This is a genomic window from Cytobacillus sp. EB106-05-05-XG126 (assembly GCF_058791715.1).
In genome coordinates, this window is the sequence record NZ_JBYTDU010000011.1 from 1 (window position 1) to 17,386 (window position 17,386).

Below are 17,386 nucleotides of genomic sequence, written 5' to 3' on the forward strand. Positions count from 1 at the left end.
CCGGTAGTTCAGTTGGTTAGAATGCCTGCCTGTCACGCAGGAGGTCGCGGGTTCGAGTCCCGTCCGGACCGCCATTTTTTCACAATATAAATAAATTTATGGCTCAGTAGCTCAGTCGGTAGAGCACGACCGAATAAGCTGCCTTGAAATACTTCAGCGTACCGATTGATAAATCGGGACGAAGGACGTAGCCGAATTTTATTTAGGCGAAATATCTTAATATGGCTCAGTAGCTCAGTCGGTAGAGCAAAGGACTGAAAATCCTTGTGTCGGCGGTTCGATTCCGTCCTGAGCCACCTTGTTTTGTGATTAGCCGGTGTAGCTCAATTGGTAGAGCAACTGACTTGTAATCAGTAGGTTGGGGGTTCAAGTCCTCTCGCCGGCACCACTTTTTTATGTTAATATGGAGGGGTAGCGAAGTGGCTAAACGCGGCGGACTGTAAATCCGCTCCTTCGGGTTCGGCAGTTCGAATCTGCCCCCCTCCACCATTTATATAGGGGTATAGTTTAATGGTAAAACGAAGGTCTCCAAAACCTTTGATGTGGGTTCGATTCCTACTACCCCTGCCAATATTGTTATGGCGGCTGTGGCGAAGTGGTTAACGCATCGGATTGTGGCTCCGACACTCGTGGGTTCGATTCCCATCAGTCGCCCCATATTTTAATGTAACAGTACAAGTGTAACTCTCATATAAATGTATTATCAAATGATCATTGGGCTATAGCCAAGCGGTAAGGCACCGGACTTTGACTCCGTCACTCGCAGGTTCGAATCCTGCTAGCCCAGCCATTTTGCGGAAGTAGTTCAGTGGTAGAACATCACCTTGCCAAGGTGGGGGTCGCGGGTTCGAATCCCGTCTTCCGCTCCAGAATTTCTTTCTTTTTATGGCGGCATAGCCAAGTGGTAAGGCAGAGGTCTGCAAAACCTTTACCACCGGTTCGAATCCGGTTGCCGCCTCCATAATCTAAATCTTGATTCGCTGATATACGCCGGGGTGGCGGAACTGGCAGACGCACAGGACTTAAAATCCTGCGGTAGGTGACTACCGTACCGGTTCGATTCCGGTCCTCGGCACCACAAGATTTATACCATTTTAATATGCCGGTGTGGCGGAATTGGCAGACGCGCACGACTCAAAATCGTGTTCCTTCTGGAGTGTCGGTTCGACCCCGACCACCGGTATCTGAAATGCTTTAGAATCAAGGTCTCAACTTAATGTTGAGGCCTTTTTTCTTTGCCTTCTAACACGACTAAAAAAAACAAAAATCGTGTGCACTGAATCGTGTGCGTAAGGAGGTATGTATGGCAAGACGAAAAGAATTAACTAAGGAAGAACTTCAAATTATAAGAAAGAAAATTACTGATGAAGAAGCCTTCGAAAAGTTCTTTAAGGATTGTTATTTGCGTAATTTAAGGCCAGCAACAATTGAGTATTACAAAAATGAATTTCATGCTGCTAAGCTTCTCTTGAATAAGGAACTTGTTAATTGCAATCAGAAGGATATTGAGGATTTAATCATTCAAAGCAGAAAGATCATGAAGGTAACTACCATTAATACTCGATTACGAGCACTTAGAGCTTTTAACAACTTCCTGGTTAAAAACAAACTAATTAATGTGAGTCCAATGAAGAACATTAAACTATTGAGGGATAGACAAAAGACAATAGAAACTTTAGATAAAAATGAAATTGAGTCTTTACTTAAAGTCATTAGAAAACAAAAAACATTTATAGGTTTTCGCGATGAGGTTATTTTGCTTATTTTTCTTGATACTGGAGTTCGACTATCTGAATTGGTTGGGATTAATGTTGAAGATGTTCAGGGGAATAAGATTATTATCAGAAAGACGAAGAATTTGTTTGAGAGGACTGTTTACTTATCTGATATCACTCAAGAGCAGCTAAAGAGATACGTAATTATAAGAGGTGAACTGGAGACAAAAAGGCTGTTTATTAGTCGGGATAACGAAAAACTTATTCCTCATAGCATTCAAACCAGATTTACTAAGTACGGAAAAGAAGCAAAGATAGGCAAAAGAGTAAGCCCACATACTTTTAGACATACCATGGCAAAAAGAATGATTATGGCAGGTGTGGATGCTTTTACCCTTATGACCATTCTTGGTCACAGTGATATGACAATAACTAAAAGATATGTCAACTTGTGGGGAGCGGATATAGAACTAAAGCATAAACAATTTGGAGCACTTAAGGGATTAAATATATAAGGTTTACGAACGTGTGTTCGTCACACTATAATAATAAAAGAGATGGCATATGAGTTTGGCGGCTCTACCATCTCTTATTACACATCGCAGAAGAATTAACTTCTATATGAAAATGATAGCAAGTCTTTTTCCTCTGTGTCAAGAGAAGAAGGAGAAGGAAAAATGAAATTAGTATCATTATTAAGTGGTAAGGGTTTTGTTATGTACAACAAGGAGTTAGCTCACAAAGTATCAGTAAATGGAGCAATCATTTTCGGACAGTTATGTTCTAGTTACGAAAGCTTTGGAAGTAAGGAAATGTTAACTATTCGTGATGGAAAAGAATACTTTTTCTTAACAGCAGAAACTTTGGAAGAAGAAACAGCTCTTACATATAAACAGCAAATGAAAGCAGTCAAAGAATTAGAACAAGCTGGGTACATTGAAACCCGAATAATGGGGGTTCCATCGAAAAAGTATTTCCACATTAAAGATAAAATTGTTCACGAACTACTTTCCAGCTCTGACAAAAGGGAAGACCTGATGCAACCAACAAACCCCATACTGGAGGGGCCAAACGACTCTACCAGCTATGACAAAAAGGAATACCTTGCTTTATCTAAAGGGTCAGGCAAGGATTGCCAAAAAGGTTCGAGTATTAAAAAGAAAAATAAAAAAGAACAATATAAAGACAAAAAAGAAATAATTGATAATTATCAAGAACCGATTACCAATTCATTAAATCCAAGTCAATTTAAGTCTTTATTGATCAATGCTGCCAATGATTTCTATACTACTTTTTCAACTGGAAGATATTCAAAAAAACAATGGAATACTTTAGTTGAAAGGTTTGCAAACGAAACAGTCGAAAGTGGAAGGTATAAAAATGTTCCTGAAGAAAAGATAAGGGGATATGCTTATAAATCACTTGAGAAAATGTGTGACCATACCGATTATAAAAAATCAGATGATTTTGCTGATTATACAGAAAAAATGCAAGAACTAGCTATGATGCCAAAAAGAACTTACCTTTTTATAATTGGCTTGAAGAAGAGGTTGACGAGTTACCCTATTAGTAATCATAAGGATAGCAATAAGAAGTCCTGGATGGCACCGTGTTACAAATTAAGGGAGAGTAATAATTATATCTATCTTTCCCTTAAATGTGCTTATGGGATGATATAGAGATTGTTTTGGGGGAGTTAATTGTATATGAGAGACGAAAAATTCATCGTAAATGAAATAGTAAAGAGTAACCGTCAGGTGGTGATAGGTCTACGTGAACAGTACGATAAAATTGATTCTAATTATGGCAGAAGAATAGCAGTAATAGAAGGAAAGTTGGATGCTATTGAAAAAGATCTCGATGTATTAGGAAAAGAACTTCGAGAGCAATATTTTTCATTAGGAAGGAAGCTAGATCTGATTGAGTTACAAATAGTTAAACAAAATAAGAAAAAGTGAGTTTATTGAAAGCTCTCATAATCCATGTTCGACACGTATTAACGGAAAAAGGGAGATAAAGTTTACTATCTCTCTTTACTTTTTCATATATGTTCCATTCCTAATCTTTACCCACATTTCACTTCTTCTTAGGGCATACCACATTGAATTATTTGGAGTTTTTTTATAAGAGTTAAATTGTAATTTATAGAAAGTTGACCCTTTAAAAATATCCACTAACTCTTGAGTAGTAAAGGTCTTTCCTGAATCTACATTCTTCTCAAACTCCATAATAAAGCGAAGTGTCTGTTCATTTAATGCAAATTTCTCCTCCATAATACTACCTACTTTCTTTTCTTATAATGACTATTGTAACACTTTCAATTTTTTCTTTATACCCGTTATCCAGGGAGATTAGGATTGCTCCCACAAGCCCATATTCAGTCCGTATGGCTTCGATTTTTATATCTAATTTAAATACATACCAAAGTCTAAAATGAAGCTATATGGCTTGAATTTCCAGATTCCATTTTTGTTTTACATGATATACACAGACTAAGTAAGATGAAAACAATTTATGGAGGTCATACAAATGGAAAATTTTATTGAACAAATTAATTCGAAGTCTGGAATTGATCTTGAAGGATGGTTAATAGATTTATATCTTTCTCGCCACTACTGTGGAGAGTCAAAATCTCTATATGAAAAAATAAAATATATTGAGGAATTATTATCTCCTGAAGCAATGGAACGAGCTTATGAAGAATATATTGAGGCAATTGGTCCAGAGGATGAAGAAGATATTGTCATTAAATTCCTAGTTGAAAGTTTGGATCGGGCATAATGCTCGGTCTTTTTTATTATAAAATCACAATTTTATTCTCCTGTTGATTTACATTTTTGCTCGAGTAGATATAACAAAGATAAATTTAATAGGAGGAATTTTCATGGAAAATAAAACTTATGTGAGTGATATTGTTACAGTGAATGAAATCAAAAAAATGGTGACTGGTCATAACTATCTTATCGGTAGTGAAATGGGTAGTGGAAAAAATTATTGGGCGCGTAACGTTTTGCTACCATATGCTTTTGAAGAAAGAAAGAGAACTTTAATTCTATCTCATAGAGCTCAAACGAAAGAGCAGCAAAAAGCTTATTTGGCACCATATAAAGAAGAATGTGAACGTCAATTCTTAGGCGGATTATTTAGAACTGAATCATACCAAACTTTTGCGAACATGATTAAGCGTAACAATCCAGATATTCATTATTTTGATTATATAGTTCATGATGAAGCCCATGCTCTTGTAAGTGATGCTGTTTTTAATACACAAACAGAATTAGTATTTAACTTTCTAAATAATAATACAAAAGCTATCAAAATCCTTATGACAGGAACTTACGAAGGTCTTTATTACTTACCTTGGAAAAATAAATTAGAAATTCTGAAAGAAGCTAATTATTACAATAACAACATCGACAACTTGTATCGATACGAACAAGATGAAACAATCTTGGCTGTAATTGATAATGGACTTAAACAAAAAAATAAAGTTCTTGTGTTTCATAATTCAATCGATACTACTTCAGATTTCAAGTTTGGTAATAGTGCTATTCTTCATGCAGGCAATAGAGAAAATTCATTAGAATTTAACCAAATTGCTGCTACACAAAAATTTGAAGTTGATGTTCTTAATACTACTAAACTTTTAACCGAAGCAACTGAAATTAAAGATAAGCAACTTAAAACTGTAATAAATCATGGAATAAGTGATATTGACTCTTTTGTTCAAGCACCTGCTCGAGTGAGAGATGAAAAAGTAGATTATTACTACAAAAAAATATCAAAGAAATCTATCCTTGCTAAGTTACGGTATCTTGATAAACAACTTGGTTATCACAATAAATTCTGTGTGCTTGGAGAAATAGAATTTATTAAAGAATACGGGTTAGACATTATTCATAAATCTATGAAAGCTTTTTATCTTAGTACGGTTATTGATCCAATTAGCCAACAACAATATCCACGATTAGTTGTTTCAAATACTGGGTTAGCGTCATTATGTTATCAATATGACTACTACGAATTTATGAATGAACATGGATTCGAAGTCGCTATTAGTAAATACTTTCCAAACACTCCCTATATTGATTTGGAACAATTAAAGCGTGAAAATTTTATCAAACTTGATATTGTTGATAATTACGTTGGTAAAAAAATCTTCAAAGAACAACAGCAAGAATTAGTTGATATGATCTGTAATAAATACGGATTGAGAGCGAAAAATGGCTCTTCTAAAGTTGGTATGAAAACTATTAATGCTTTCTTTGAAGAAAACAATATTCCCTATATTATTGAAAGTACGAAAGAAACTAAAGGCAAATACAGAGGCAAAATGTATTGGATTTTGAACGAAGTATCATAGATTGTTCCAAAAAAGTTACTTTTCTTATATAAATAGAAATATAACAAATTTGGAACAAGTTTTAAGTCATCAAAAGATGGCTTATTTTTTTTATTAAAAGTTTAATTATTTACTAAAAAAACTTTTCACTTGTGCACATATATAATATAAGGATAAGATGATTTGCTAAACAAATTAAGAATGAGTAACTAGCATTTTATCAGGAGATGCTTAGTTACTAAGATTAATTCTTCACAATTTTCCTTGGAAAACATAGTTCCATATTTAAATGACTACACTTTGAGAAGCTCTGGTTGACTCCTTACCATCTTCTCACCCCTTTTAAATTAATTAAATTTATATATGATTAGGCGCTACTTTAAGTAGCGACTATTAAAAAACTACCCTTTAGCGATTGGATGTTTACGTTTCTCTCTTATTCAAAGCCAAATGACTAGGCGAACATTGCCAAGTTAAGTTCTGAGTATCTTCAGAACAGAGGCTTCTGATTAATTTCAGTAGCTTTTTTTTAGGTTTTCCAAATGACCTCGAGAGTCTTTCCATTGAGATTTCCTCCGAAGCTTTCTCTTGTAGTTGAGTTTTTTCTCGAGGTCATTTGCAATATATAAAAGCTGATTGATCAGCAACTGCAATAATTGAGGTGAAATGATGAATAACAAAATTGAACTACGAGTTCAAGACCTAACGTTACGGGCTAAAGAAGATGGATCGATGACTGTGTCCGGGTACGTGAATCATGTTGGGAAACTATCTAATGTTCTTGGCAGCGCGAAAAAATTCGTCGAGAAAATTGCTCCTGGTACATTTTCTAGAGCAATCAAAAACGCTAAATATGACATTGATTTCCTTGCTGAGCACGATTCAAAAAAGATATTAGCTTCTACTCGTAACCAATCTCTTGAACTTACTGAAGATGAGATTGGTCTTTTTATGTCCGCAAATATAGTTCCGACAAGCTATGGAAAAGATTATTACGAATTAATCAGCTCAGGTATTTTACGAAATATGTCTTTCGGCTTTAGAACTATTCGTGATTCCTGGAAACAGAGTCCAAGTGGACTTGCTGAAAGAACAATACACGAGCTTGAACTCTTTGAAGTATCGGCCGTGAAAAATCCTGCTTATAGTCAATCTACTTTAAGTGCTCGATCAATCGAGATTATCGAAAATCCGAAAATACCTACAAATTTAGAAAAGGGGAAATTTAATCAAATGAACAAACAAGAATTCAGATATGGTACAAGTCAAAAAACAGAATTAGAAATTAGAAAAGAAAGTGAAATCCGCGAGTTTAATGACAACTTAAGAAATCTTCAAATGACTTCTGGCTCGGAAGCGGTTATTCCGGAAACAGTTGTAGATATGATTGTTGAAAAACTTGACGAACTTTCTCCGTTATTTGCAAGAGCTAAGAAATTTCATTCTGTAAGTGGTTCACTAAAAATTCCTCGTGAAACTGCAGTTGGTATAGGTTCATTTGTTGGAGAAGGTCAAAACTTACTAGAAGATAGTATGAGTATTGGAGAGATTGCTCTCAATCAGAAGAGAGTTGGTTCTTACATGGCATTAACACGTCAATTGATTAACGATGCAGCTACACAAATGGAAGTCTATGTTCCTAATCTATTAGCGAAACGAGTTTTCAAAGCTGTGGAACAATCAATTCTTCGTGGAACGTCTGCTGAAGAGTTTCGTGGAATAGTTCCAGATTCAAATATTCAATCTTTCAACATAACAGCAGCAGCATCTGATCAAGAGCTTTTAGATGCCTTACTTGATATGACTTTAAATATACTTCCAGAATATCTGTCGGAATCCCAATTTATTATGTCTCGTCCTTTCTTCAATCGAGTATCAAAAATGAAGGATGCTGCAGGTCATTTCTATATACAAAATGGAGTAGTTAATGGTCGCGTGACTTACACTCTATTTGGTCTAGAGGTTGTAATTTCTTCTTCTTTAGAAAGTGGGGATGCTACCGGACAAACTCCAGTTATTGTTGGCTCTATGGAATATGGTTACGCGGTGATGATTAAGAAGGGTGCTCAAATGACTATGGTTCAAGATACTGATCACGCTCTTCGTGGTTCAGTTGGTTTCTTGTTCGACGTTTACTTAGATGGATCAGTTTATAATTCTGATGCTTTCACTAAGTTAGTTATATCTTAATTCCGAGAGTAATTTGTAAGGAGTGGTCTTATGGACTGCTCCTTCTTTTATTTGTTTTTGCAACCAATATAGGAAGGAATGATAAAAAATTGATGAATCACATTAATGATAAACTTCACGCTCTTAAAGTCTTAGTACCATACATGAACGATCGAGATTACAGATGTATGTATGCAAATATTTTAGTCGACTATTACGCCACTCTACTTAATGAACATGATATAAAAAAAGGTCGTCGATACGTCTTAGATGCAGTGAATAATCATTTAGTTAAGAAGGGTTTAGAGAAAGTAAGCTACCAAGTCGTTAGAACGCGTATTGAGTCAAAATGGGGTTAAGTTTAACTATCCCCCTACTTCTTCTAGAAAAAAAGCTTATACGCTGGAAATAACGAGGGGAGGTTTCTTTTTTGCGAAGGTACCAAAACCCCAAAAGGCCGTGAAACTCCTTAATAAGAACCTATAACTGAATAAATTTACTCTGTTTTTTCTTTTAATCTATATACAGAATTTACCTTATGCTAAAATAAGGGTAAAAAGTAGGGAAGAAAAATGTCGGAAATTAGAATTGAAAGTTTTCCAGCCCAAGAAGGTGACTGCTTTTTGGTGAGTATAGGAAAGGATAAAAATAAAACTCATATTTTAATTGATGGAGGATATTCCGAGACTTACCATAATTTTTTAAAAGCAAGACTTGAAGAACTGAATAAAGTTGGGGAATGTTTAAATTTAGTGGTTGTGACTCATATAGATTCAGATCATATAGAAGGGATAATTGAATTATTAAATGAAAATAAATCAGGTGAAAATCCGCAAGTTATAAGAATAGATGAAATTTGGCACAACAGTTATAGACATCTTAATTTAGCAAAGAATGAGACTGGATTAAACCCAGATGAAAAATCAATACTTCACGATATAGTAAATAGAGGAAAAAATAATCGTCGAGATAAAAAGGATGACCAACAAAATCAAAGTAAGGATATAAGTGCAAGAGATGGTTCTACTCTAGCAGGATTAATATATCATGGCAAATATAATTGGAATAGTACGGTTGGTGGTTCAGCAGTTAAATGTAATACTCCTGATACTATTAATTTAACTCCTGATATAAAAGTTCGAATTCTCTCGCCAAGTTTGGAGAGTTTAAATAAGTTAAAAAAAATGTGGATTAAGGAACTAAAGAAAGATAAATATGATTTTAAGATAACTGATGATGAACTCTTTGATGATGCTTATGAATTTTTTTTATTGAATAAAGATAGTTATGATGATATTGAAGAGGATAAAGACGTCTCACACAAAGATCAGAACCTACAGTTAGAGTCACTTTTAAAGAGAAAAATAAAAAACGATACATCAGTGGCCAATAGGTCCTCAATTTCTTTTATTATCGAATATAAAAATAAAAAGTTATTATTCCTAGCAGATTCACACCCTCAAGATATATATAAGGAAATGGAGAGGTTAAAAAAAGAGTGTCAATATAATACATACTTTGATTTTATTAAGGTTTCCCATCACGGGAGTAATAGAAACACTAGTCCTGAATTACTTACCCTGATTGAATCACCTATTTATTTTTTTTCAACAAATGGCCAGAAACACAATCATCCTAATTCTGAAACAATTGCCAGGATTATTTCTCGAAGAGGACAAAAAAGGTGTCTTATGTTCAACTATCCTTTGGAGAGTGAGCTGTTTAATGAGAATTTAAAGAAAGAATATACCTTCGATGTTGAAATTGGTAATGGTGAAACATTTAAAGCAATAGACTTATAGAGGTGTAACAAATAATGGCTAATTTTGTAAGGTTAGAAAAAGCAGTATGTAAATTAACATGTGGGGAAACAAAAGATTGTGAAAAAGCAACAGCTTTTCTTATCTCGCCAAATAAAGCAATAACAGCAAGACATGCTATTGAAGATTACTACGACGAAAATAAACAAATTTTTCTTGAATTTTGTAATATTAATAGTAAACCCTTTCTCCGAAAAGCGAAGCCTCTTGATATACCTCCAAGTATAAATAGTCCCATTGTTATTTTGGAGCTAGAGGAAAACGTGGATACAGATGTTTATTTATCGTTTTGTAATTACGAGATAGAAAAAGATGATAAATATGAAACATTTGGATACCCGGTTGTTAAATGGCAAATGGGTCAATGGATAAAAAGTGAAGTTTCTAGACGGGTTACCCAACATATGACAAGACCATTTGATTGGGATATTGATCTAAACCATACATCAAATATAAAAGATTTTGGAGGTTTATCTGGAGCTCCATTATTTATAAAACAACAGTTAGTAGGAGTATTACTTACAGAATCTAAAGCTGGGGGAAAGGCAATATCTTTAGGTTGTATTAGTATTGAGAGGCTTAAAGATGTATTACAATATTTTGATATTCCAATTAAAGAGTTTAGTCACAACTTTATAATGGATGAAATATATGAGTTAGATGATGATAGTAATTATTCGGAGTCAGTTTTTATAGCCAAGTTAGAATCCGCACAAATCTTTGAACACGAAGATTTTCAACAAGAATTTTTCAATGCGGAGATTGCAAAGACTTCAATTGAAAGTAGAAACATATCTACTGAATTAAAAAATTTTTCTATGTTACAGAACAATATTAAAAGTGTTTGGCGTACCCAACACCTCTCATATAATGATGAATTTGATGGTAGAGAATTATTAACGAAAGTCTATGCACGAGTTGAAGACTTAAATGAAAGTACTCTTAAAAGTACTCCTGAACTACCTTTAATGGTAAAAAAGGGTATACTCCATCAGTTTTCGGATGAATGTAAAGTTGGATGGACTAAAAACTATAAAAATAGGTTGAAAAGCTATCTAGAAGAGAAGGAGCATTCAAAATGAGTGAGTTGAATTTAGTTAATAGGGATATAATATTAAATTCAACTAGAATATTAATATTAATTTCAAAATTTGATACAAGAAAAACTTTCAAATTAAATTTATATAAAATTATGCTATACGATTTTTATATGAAATTCCCTCAAACTATGCTGCCTAAAGAAGTAAGAAACAATAGCTCAAAAGACTTTAATGAGTTTTATTCCTATTTTCATTGGCAGCCAGATAGAGATGAATATAACTTATATCTTCGTTATTTAATTGGGAAAAAATTAATTGATAAAGTTATTATTGGTACTGACTTATGTTACCGAATTAATAAAAGAGGTATTAATGTATTAAAAAGGTTTGAAAGCAGTTATTCTTATGAATTAAATAGTATTGCAGATTTTATAAAGAAAGAAGTTTCAAAATTAAGTGATTCAATAATAGAAAGTCAGATTATTAATGAATCGTTAAAAAGTACTAGGGATGATAACTGATGAGTAAAAGAATTTTATTGGAAAAACTTACACTAATAGGATTTAGGAAAAACTATGAAGTAGAATTTAAAAGGGGTTTAAATTTTATTTCTGGTCCTATGTCAACAGGGAAATCATCAATTGCTGAAATGATTAATTATGCTTTTGGAAGTGAGAAACATAATGCCTATATTGAGATAAGGAACAGCTGTAAGGAAGTAGAGCTTCAATTTTTTATTGGGGATCGAAAGTTTAAAATAGTGAGGCCATTATTTGATTTTAATAGACCTGTTAAATTATTTAGATGGATAAAAGAAAAAAATTCTTTCAGTGAAGATTTTGAGCTTTTGCCTATTGATACTCCAGCCAATGAAGCTTCTCTATCAGCATTCTTGTTAAACGAAATTGGTCTTGCTAATATTACAGTTGCTAATCAAACTTTCAGTTATAGAGACTTGTTCAAATATTGTTATGTGAGACAATCAACTATAGACTCTGAAAATTTATTGAAGGAAAAGGACTGGGGTTCAAGTATAAAGAGACGCCCTACATTTGAAATAATATTTAATATTTATAATGATTTGTTAGGTAATCTAAAACAAAAGTTAAAAGAAAAGGGTCAGTATATTAATATACTAGTTAAAAAACGAGATGGTGTTTACGAATTTTTAAAAGAAATAAAAATTGCGGATGTAGATGAAATTCTAAAGGAAAAGGAGACTCTAAACCAGCTTCTAAGTGAAAAGAATAAAAAACTAATAGAGATAAAGGCTTCAGGAAAGTACGATGATGAACTTACTTTAAGTTTAGAAGAAGAAATAGCAAAACTTAAGGGGAATATTATCACCAATGAATTGGAAATTCAAGATAAAATTAAATATATAGAAAAACTAATTTTACTTAGAAATCAATACTCAAGTGAAATTCAAAAAATTGAATTTATCTTAGAGGGTGCTGTGGTACTCAATAAAATTGACTTTGAAATATGCCCTTCATGTCTTAATGCAATCGAGGAAAAAAAAGGTTGCAACTTATGTGGTAGTGAATTAAAGGATCTTTCAGAATCAGAGATAAGGATATATAAAAGTGAACTTATTAGAATAAAGAAAAAATTTAATGCCTTAACCAGTTTCATTGAATCACAGGAGTTCTCTTTGAGTGAACTGAAAAAAATTAGAAGGGAAAAAAATGAGAAATTACACAGTAAACAAAGAGAACTTGATAGATTAAGAAATGACTATATTAGTCCATTTATTGAGCAAATTGAACAAATAAATTTTGAAATCGGTAACATTTACAAAAATTTGGAACAACTTGAGCATAATTTAGTTGTAATAGGTCATTTTTCTAAATTAAATGAAAGAATATTAGAAGAAGAGAGTTTATTTGAGGGATTAAAAAAGGAAATAGAAAACTTAGAACATGATACTGTCACTAAAGATGATGTTATCAAAAATCTGTCCGTTTTATTCAATAATATTCTAAAAGAGTTCAATTTTCCAAAATTAAGTGAAGCCTATATTAAAGATTCCAACTATTTACCTTATGTTCGGGGTGTGAAATATGATGAGTTAGGTAGTGGTGGAGCCATAACAATGACAACAATGGCTTACTTTCTTTCTATTGCATTATTAAAGACAAATAGTAAAAATCATCCTGGATTTTTAATAATTGACTCCCCAAGGAAGAACCTTGGTGCAGATGCTAAGAATAATGATGAATTTAAAGATGAGGAAATATTTAATTCAATAATTAAGTATTTTATTTCAATAACAAATAATTCTACTAATAGTAGTGGTAAAGATAAGGGAGAAGTAGTGGAAGTAATTAATGATTTGCAGTTGATAGTTATAAACAATGGTTATCCAGAATTCTTAAATCAAAATGATCTCATTAAAATATTTGATGGAAAAGGAACGAAGGATCTTCCTTATGGATTAATTGATGATATTGAAAATCCATAAAACGCAATTTAATGTTTGAAATATAATAAAGTATTAATTTTATCTTAGCTACACCTATCAAATAGGTGTAGTTTTTTATAAATAAAATGAGGATTTTATTTTCTATTCTTCAATTAACGAATTAGGAGAAGAAGGGTGTTTATATTTTTTCAAAAAAGGATCAGTTTGTGAAAGCCAATTTTTAATAAAGTAAGCGAAATTAATCGTCTTTTGAATTGGTATATTATGCTATATTTATATTGTTAAAATTATAAAAACATATCAGGAGAAGGTAATGGACAAATTCAATAATGCAGATTTTTTATCATGGGCAAATGAAAGGAATCTTTTTTACGAAAGGTTTTCATTAATTGCTGATAGAATTCAAGGTTTTGTAATCAAGCGTGTATTAAATAGCGTTGAGAGTGCAAAAGAAATTGCAGTACGTCTAGAAGATGTTATGAAAAATTGTGACGAAATAACATATGATGAATCAGGTGCTGCAGAAGCATATGCAATCCTACATTTTTTAGATAGGTATCATCGCTTCCAGTTAATTTACAAAAAAATGATAGAGTTAAATGTATTCCCCATTCGGAGAATTTTAACTAATATGGATGTTGGTACTGGGCCGGCTCCAGCACTTTTTGCTCTATCTGATATTTACACGTTAATTAAGGATTATTGTACTGAGAAAAATTTAAAGTCACCTGAACAAATAGAAAATCAATATGTTGAGAAAAGTCAAGGATTTAGAAATTGGCTTCACCATTTTACCGAGTACGCAAATTATATTGAAGGTGAGGAAAACGTATTTTACAATGTTCCTTACCATCACGGCAAATTTAATGATTTTAAGGGTATAGATTTTAATAGAGAATATTTTTACTGGGATTACGATGATGACGGTGATCAATATGTTGCTCATTCAATAGATAAGACTAGAAATAATCTTGTTATATTCAGTAACTTTTTAACAAATAATGATACCGTTGAGAATTTTTCAAATGAATTATATAATTCAGCTTTATTCTTAAGAAATAAGGGGATATTGTTGGTTGTTGGTGCAAGAAGTAATTCAGATAAGTATAGGGAAGTTTATACAAAACTTGATAACATTATTTCAAAAGGCAAATTCACGAACCATAGATTTATTGGTAATTGTAAAAGAATAAATTTAGAGAACCACACGATGTCTTATCGCTATAACACTATAGAAGGGGAAAGAATAAAGGTTTTCTTAAAGGAAGTCCTTACTAAGTTTGATGAAATAGGTGTCATTAATCAAATTCCACAAAATGTATTAAAACGGTTACAGAATGCTGTGAAAGAGGAATATGATTATGAAGTACCCTGGGAGGTACATTTATATAAACGTTTTTCAAAAATACGTCATAAATACAGATTGAAAAGATAATCCATGCTTGTTTATCAAAAATATTTTACATTTAATTTTTCAACAAACTGGAGCTTGTTTTATAGGAGATTGTTAAGCTTTCTACCTAAATTATGTGACCCAAATTGAAGCAGGAAAAGAAACAGACCACATCTATTGTTGTCGTTTCTTTTATAGTAAACTAATTATTGCTGCTATCTAAACCTTATATAAAATATTGATTTTATAACACAAAAATAACACCTCGATACTATAATAAACCGTTCCGTTTTGAGGTTCATTATAATAAAATGACAATCTAATTGGTATAGGGAATGACCTGTGCCAATTTCTTTTTGTATAAAGGGTTTTTGATATATTTAATAGAATAATGAAATATGAAATGACATAATAAATTTTAATGACAATAGTTGTTGTACACCATAAAAAGGTTGGCATTTAGCCTGTCGTTTTGGGTGACAATTTAACCGTCATTTCAATTAATAGCTATTATAATTCTTAAAGAAAGACTATTAAAGTACAAGAATAGGAGGATGAATGAAATGGCTAGAGAATGTTATGAGTGTGGAAACACAAACGAGAAAGAGATTGAGTATAAGACGGTAACTACTGACGAAGGTGACGGGAACGAAAAAAAGATAAAACTTTGGTTATGCATAGATAACGATGATTGTGAAATGAGAGTGTATAACAAGTACTACGCTAATAAGTAGAGAAGGAACAATTCGAGCAAGGCCACAGTGGAAGAAGTGTTATTTTGATTTGTGAGTCGTTCTCTTGCAGAAACCTGACGGCAGATGGTCGGATTATTTTGCAACTGGTCAATTCGGGTTTATAAAATAATTTACCTTCTTATAAGTGACGAGGTGCTTAGCATCATAAGACACTTTATATTTCCAGGATTAAAAAACTCCATAAATTAAAAAATGGCGTGTCAAAACTGTTGTCAGTTTACACGCCATTTTCATTACCAATTAATCAAGGTGTTTTTTATTATTATTCCCAGTCTTCTTCAACCCTCGGCTTATTCTCATTATTGAAGAATTCGTAAAACATTTCTGATAAAAATTTTTGACGTTCTTCATTAGACTCCCATTTGCTAAGGTTCATAACAATCTCCATCATTTCTTCTGCAGAATACTTTTGCACATGAAGCAGCTCTTCCTCCTTTTCTCTTTCCTTATTGAGGCGATTTAAATACATATCATGTACTCCAAGTTTTTTAGATAGAAATTCAATGTCCTTTTTTAGATTAAAAGTTTCTTGTTGTAAATTTAATATTTCTTCTGCTGTCTTCACTTCGACATCCCCCATCAACTTTTCTAACAGTATTTTACCATTCTTATTTTACATTTTAAATTCACCCGATATAAGAAGCTCGAGGTGATTTTATGTTTCCTACAAAGGAGCAACTTATTGAACATTTAAGTGATAAAATGACTAATGAAGATATAGCAAATATTTATGGACTCACTTTTCAAAAGGTTATACAATTAATTAAAAATCATAACATCAACCCGAATAAACTTAGAAAGGTCGATAAATTTATTGTTTATGAACACTTGTATAACGGAGAATTGGTGTATGTAGGTAGTGGTGTTTGGTATAGGTGTAGAAGATATTCAAATCGAAGAAACACGGAACATCGGCAACTAATGGAACAAGGGAAAATTGAATATAAGATTATCGGGGAGTTTGATGATTTGATTGAAGCAAGAAAAGTTGAAGCTAGGTTAATAAAAAGATATCATGCATTGGGACAAGTAAAATTTAACAAAAAAATTAATTATCGAATTGACGATTTTAAAGAGTAAAGGCATAATTGTCAGTAGTCGTGTTATTTAAATTTATCAGTAGTTCCTTACACTGTTGGGATTATTGGTTTTATAAGCATTTTAGTTACCGACCGGACTCAAAATCGTGTTCCTTCTGGAGTGTCGGTTCGACCCCGACCACCGGTATCTGAAAAAAAGGTTTCCTTAATAGGAAAACTTTTTTTGTTGTTAATTTATATCCCTGCTGATTTTGAAGGACATTAATCATTTATACAGCCATTTTTTTGATTATCACCAATTGTTTCAATGCAGAGTTCCGAACGGTTCAGAGGGTGGTTTTGAAATAGAGTTCTGAACTGTTCGGAAGCTTCCTATGCTACAAGATAAACCAAGTTTGAATTAATGAAGCAAGTAATGGATATGGTGTAGCTCCAAAGTAGATAACTCTTTATTAGCAAACGAGAATGAAAAAGTTAAAGCATAGGATACAAACTACATCTTCTCAAAATTAAAAGAAGTTGCGTCAAACCATAGGATAGAAACTACATCTTCATCAAAATTAAAAGAAGTTGCGTCAAAGTATAGGATAGAGACCACATCTTCACTAAGAACCCAAAGAAGCTGCATCAAAGTATAGGATAGAGACCACATCTTCACTAAAAACCCAAAGAAGCTGCATCAAAGTA

General features: G+C 32.6%; 14 protein-coding genes and 10 tRNA genes. 22 read left to right on the forward strand and 2 right to left on the reverse strand.

The window, feature by feature from the left end:
- Positions 1-223: 223 nt before the first annotated feature.
- The 13 genes from AC3WTL_RS20415 (at position 224) to AC3WTL_RS20475 (ending at position 3,673) form a co-directional block, all read left to right on the forward strand.
- Positions 224-296: transfer RNA gene (locus AC3WTL_RS20415), tRNA-Phe, on the forward strand.
- Positions 297-312: 16 nt separating this feature from the next.
- Positions 313-388: transfer RNA gene (locus tag AC3WTL_RS20420), tRNA-Thr, on the forward strand.
- Positions 389-405: 17 nt separating this feature from the next.
- Positions 406-489: transfer RNA gene (locus AC3WTL_RS20425), tRNA-Tyr, on the forward strand.
- Positions 490-496: 7 nt separating this feature from the next.
- A tRNA-Trp gene (locus tag AC3WTL_RS20430) sits at positions 497-570 on the forward strand.
- An 11-nt stretch (positions 571-581) separates the two neighbouring features.
- Positions 582-657: transfer RNA gene (locus AC3WTL_RS20435), tRNA-His, on the forward strand.
- A gap of 58 nt (positions 658-715) precedes the next feature.
- Positions 716-790, forward strand: a tRNA-Gln gene (locus AC3WTL_RS20440).
- 4 nt (positions 791-794) lie between these two features.
- A tRNA-Gly gene (locus AC3WTL_RS20445) sits at positions 795-869 on the forward strand.
- A gap of 18 nt (positions 870-887) precedes the next feature.
- Positions 888-961 (forward strand) — tRNA-Cys (locus AC3WTL_RS20450).
- Between the two features lie 28 nt (positions 962-989).
- A tRNA-Leu gene (locus AC3WTL_RS20455) sits at positions 990-1,078 on the forward strand.
- 23 nt (positions 1,079-1,101) lie between these two features.
- Positions 1,102-1,183, forward strand: a tRNA-Leu gene (locus AC3WTL_RS20460).
- Between the two features lie 120 nt (positions 1,184-1,303).
- Positions 1,304-2,230 (forward strand): tyrosine-type recombinase/integrase, encoded by a 927-nt coding sequence (locus AC3WTL_RS20465; protein WP_492369942.1) that lies wholly within the window; start codon positions 1,304-1,306, stop codon positions 2,228-2,230.
- Between the two features lie 162 nt (positions 2,231-2,392).
- On the forward strand, positions 2,393-3,394 hold the full coding sequence (locus AC3WTL_RS20470; RefSeq protein WP_492369943.1) for a hypothetical protein: 1,002 nt from the start codon (positions 2,393-2,395) through the stop codon (positions 3,392-3,394).
- Between the two features lie 27 nt (positions 3,395-3,421).
- On the forward strand, positions 3,422-3,673 hold the full coding sequence (locus AC3WTL_RS20475) for a hypothetical protein (RefSeq protein WP_492369944.1): 252 nt from the start codon (positions 3,422-3,424) through the stop codon (positions 3,671-3,673).
- 75 nt (positions 3,674-3,748) lie between these two features.
- On the opposite strand, the gene AC3WTL_RS20480 is transcribed toward AC3WTL_RS20475, so the two are convergent.
- Entirely contained in the window at positions 3,749-3,988 is a 240-nt protein-coding gene (locus tag AC3WTL_RS20480; RefSeq protein ID WP_492369945.1) for a hypothetical protein, read from the reverse strand.
- 256 nt (positions 3,989-4,244) lie between these two features.
- On the opposite strand from AC3WTL_RS20480, the gene AC3WTL_RS20485 reads away from it, so the two are divergent.
- The 8 genes from AC3WTL_RS20485 to AC3WTL_RS20520 all read left to right on the forward strand — a co-directional run bounded on the left by AC3WTL_RS20485 (position 4,245) and on the right by AC3WTL_RS20520 (position 14,946).
- On the forward strand, positions 4,245-4,496 hold the full coding sequence (locus AC3WTL_RS20485) for a hypothetical protein (RefSeq protein WP_492369946.1): 252 nt from the start codon (positions 4,245-4,247) through the stop codon (positions 4,494-4,496).
- A 103-nt stretch (positions 4,497-4,599) separates the two neighbouring features.
- Complete coding sequence (locus AC3WTL_RS20490) at positions 4,600-6,078, forward strand: DEAD/DEAH box helicase family protein (RefSeq protein WP_492369947.1); 1,479 nt, start codon at positions 4,600-4,602, stop codon at positions 6,076-6,078.
- 645 nt (positions 6,079-6,723) lie between these two features.
- Positions 6,724-8,247: a phage major capsid protein gene (locus AC3WTL_RS20495; RefSeq protein WP_492369948.1), complete on the forward strand. Its 1,524-nt coding sequence runs from the start codon at positions 6,724-6,726 to the stop codon at positions 8,245-8,247.
- A 551-nt stretch (positions 8,248-8,798) separates the two neighbouring features.
- Positions 8,799-10,028, forward strand: a complete 1,230-nt coding sequence (gene avs1a / locus AC3WTL_RS20500) for an AVAST type 1 anti-phage system MBL fold metallo-hydrolase Avs1a (RefSeq protein WP_492369949.1) — start codon at positions 8,799-8,801, stop codon at positions 10,026-10,028.
- 14 nt (positions 10,029-10,042) lie between these two features.
- Positions 10,043-11,128 carry a hypothetical protein gene (locus AC3WTL_RS20505; protein ID WP_492369950.1) on the forward strand — a complete coding sequence of 362 codons (1,086 nt, stop codon included), beginning with the start codon at positions 10,043-10,045 and terminating at the stop codon, positions 11,126-11,128.
- Entirely contained in the window at positions 11,125-11,607 is a 483-nt protein-coding gene (locus AC3WTL_RS20510) for an ABC-three component system middle component 2 (protein WP_492369951.1), read from the forward strand. The genes AC3WTL_RS20505 and AC3WTL_RS20510 overlap by 4 nt, the downstream gene beginning before the upstream one ends.
- A complete protein-coding gene (locus tag AC3WTL_RS20515; protein ID WP_492369952.1) occupies positions 11,607-13,550 on the forward strand; it encodes an AAA family ATPase in 1,944 nt (647 codons plus the stop codon). Before AC3WTL_RS20510 ends, AC3WTL_RS20515 begins: the two co-directional genes overlap by 1 nt.
- A 274-nt stretch (positions 13,551-13,824) precedes the next feature.
- Entirely contained in the window at positions 13,825-14,946 is a 1,122-nt protein-coding gene (locus AC3WTL_RS20520) for a hypothetical protein (RefSeq protein WP_492369953.1), read from the forward strand.
- A 975-nt stretch (positions 14,947-15,921) separates the two neighbouring features.
- Here the strand turns inward: AC3WTL_RS20520 and AC3WTL_RS20525 are convergent.
- The gene (locus tag AC3WTL_RS20525) at positions 15,922-16,224 is read right to left on the reverse strand and encodes a hypothetical protein (protein ID WP_492369954.1); all 303 of its coding nucleotides are present in this window, start codon (positions 16,222-16,224) and stop codon (positions 15,922-15,924) included.
- Between the two features lie 92 nt (positions 16,225-16,316).
- On the opposite strand from AC3WTL_RS20525, the gene AC3WTL_RS20530 reads away from it, so the two are divergent.
- Positions 16,317-16,739: a hypothetical protein gene (locus tag AC3WTL_RS20530; protein ID WP_492369955.1), complete on the forward strand. Its 423-nt coding sequence runs from the start codon at positions 16,317-16,319 to the stop codon at positions 16,737-16,739.
- Positions 16,740-17,386: the final 647 nt, after the last annotated feature.

Excerpts from the sequence above, each read along its gene's own strand:
- AC3WTL_RS20465 (WP_492369942.1), top strand. The coding sequence starts at position 1,304 with ATGGCAAGACGAAAAGAATTAACTAAGGAAGAACTTCAAATTATAAGA.
- AC3WTL_RS20470 (WP_492369943.1), top strand. The coding sequence starts at position 2,393 with ATGAAATTAGTATCATTATTAAGTGGTAAGGGTTTTGTTATGTACAAC.
- AC3WTL_RS20475 (WP_492369944.1), top strand. The coding sequence starts at position 3,422 with ATGAGAGACGAAAAATTCATCGTAAATGAAATAGTAAAGAGTAACCGT.
- AC3WTL_RS20480 (WP_492369945.1), bottom strand. The coding sequence starts at position 3,988 with ATGGAGGAGAAATTTGCATTAAATGAACAGACACTTCGCTTTATTATG.
- AC3WTL_RS20485 (WP_492369946.1), top strand. The coding sequence starts at position 4,245 with ATGGAAAATTTTATTGAACAAATTAATTCGAAGTCTGGAATTGATCTT.
- AC3WTL_RS20490 (WP_492369947.1), top strand. The coding sequence starts at position 4,600 with ATGGAAAATAAAACTTATGTGAGTGATATTGTTACAGTGAATGAAATC.
- AC3WTL_RS20495 (WP_492369948.1), top strand. The coding sequence starts at position 6,724 with ATGATGAATAACAAAATTGAACTACGAGTTCAAGACCTAACGTTACGG.
- avs1a (WP_492369949.1), top strand. The coding sequence starts at position 8,799 with ATGTCGGAAATTAGAATTGAAAGTTTTCCAGCCCAAGAAGGTGACTGC.
- AC3WTL_RS20505 (WP_492369950.1), top strand. The coding sequence starts at position 10,043 with ATGGCTAATTTTGTAAGGTTAGAAAAAGCAGTATGTAAATTAACATGT.
- AC3WTL_RS20510 (WP_492369951.1), top strand. The coding sequence starts at position 11,125 with ATGAGTGAGTTGAATTTAGTTAATAGGGATATAATATTAAATTCAACT.
- AC3WTL_RS20515 (WP_492369952.1), top strand. The coding sequence starts at position 11,607 with ATGAGTAAAAGAATTTTATTGGAAAAACTTACACTAATAGGATTTAGG.
- AC3WTL_RS20520 (WP_492369953.1), top strand. The coding sequence starts at position 13,825 with ATGGACAAATTCAATAATGCAGATTTTTTATCATGGGCAAATGAAAGG.
- AC3WTL_RS20530 (WP_492369955.1), top strand. The coding sequence starts at position 16,317 with ATGTTTCCTACAAAGGAGCAACTTATTGAACATTTAAGTGATAAAATG.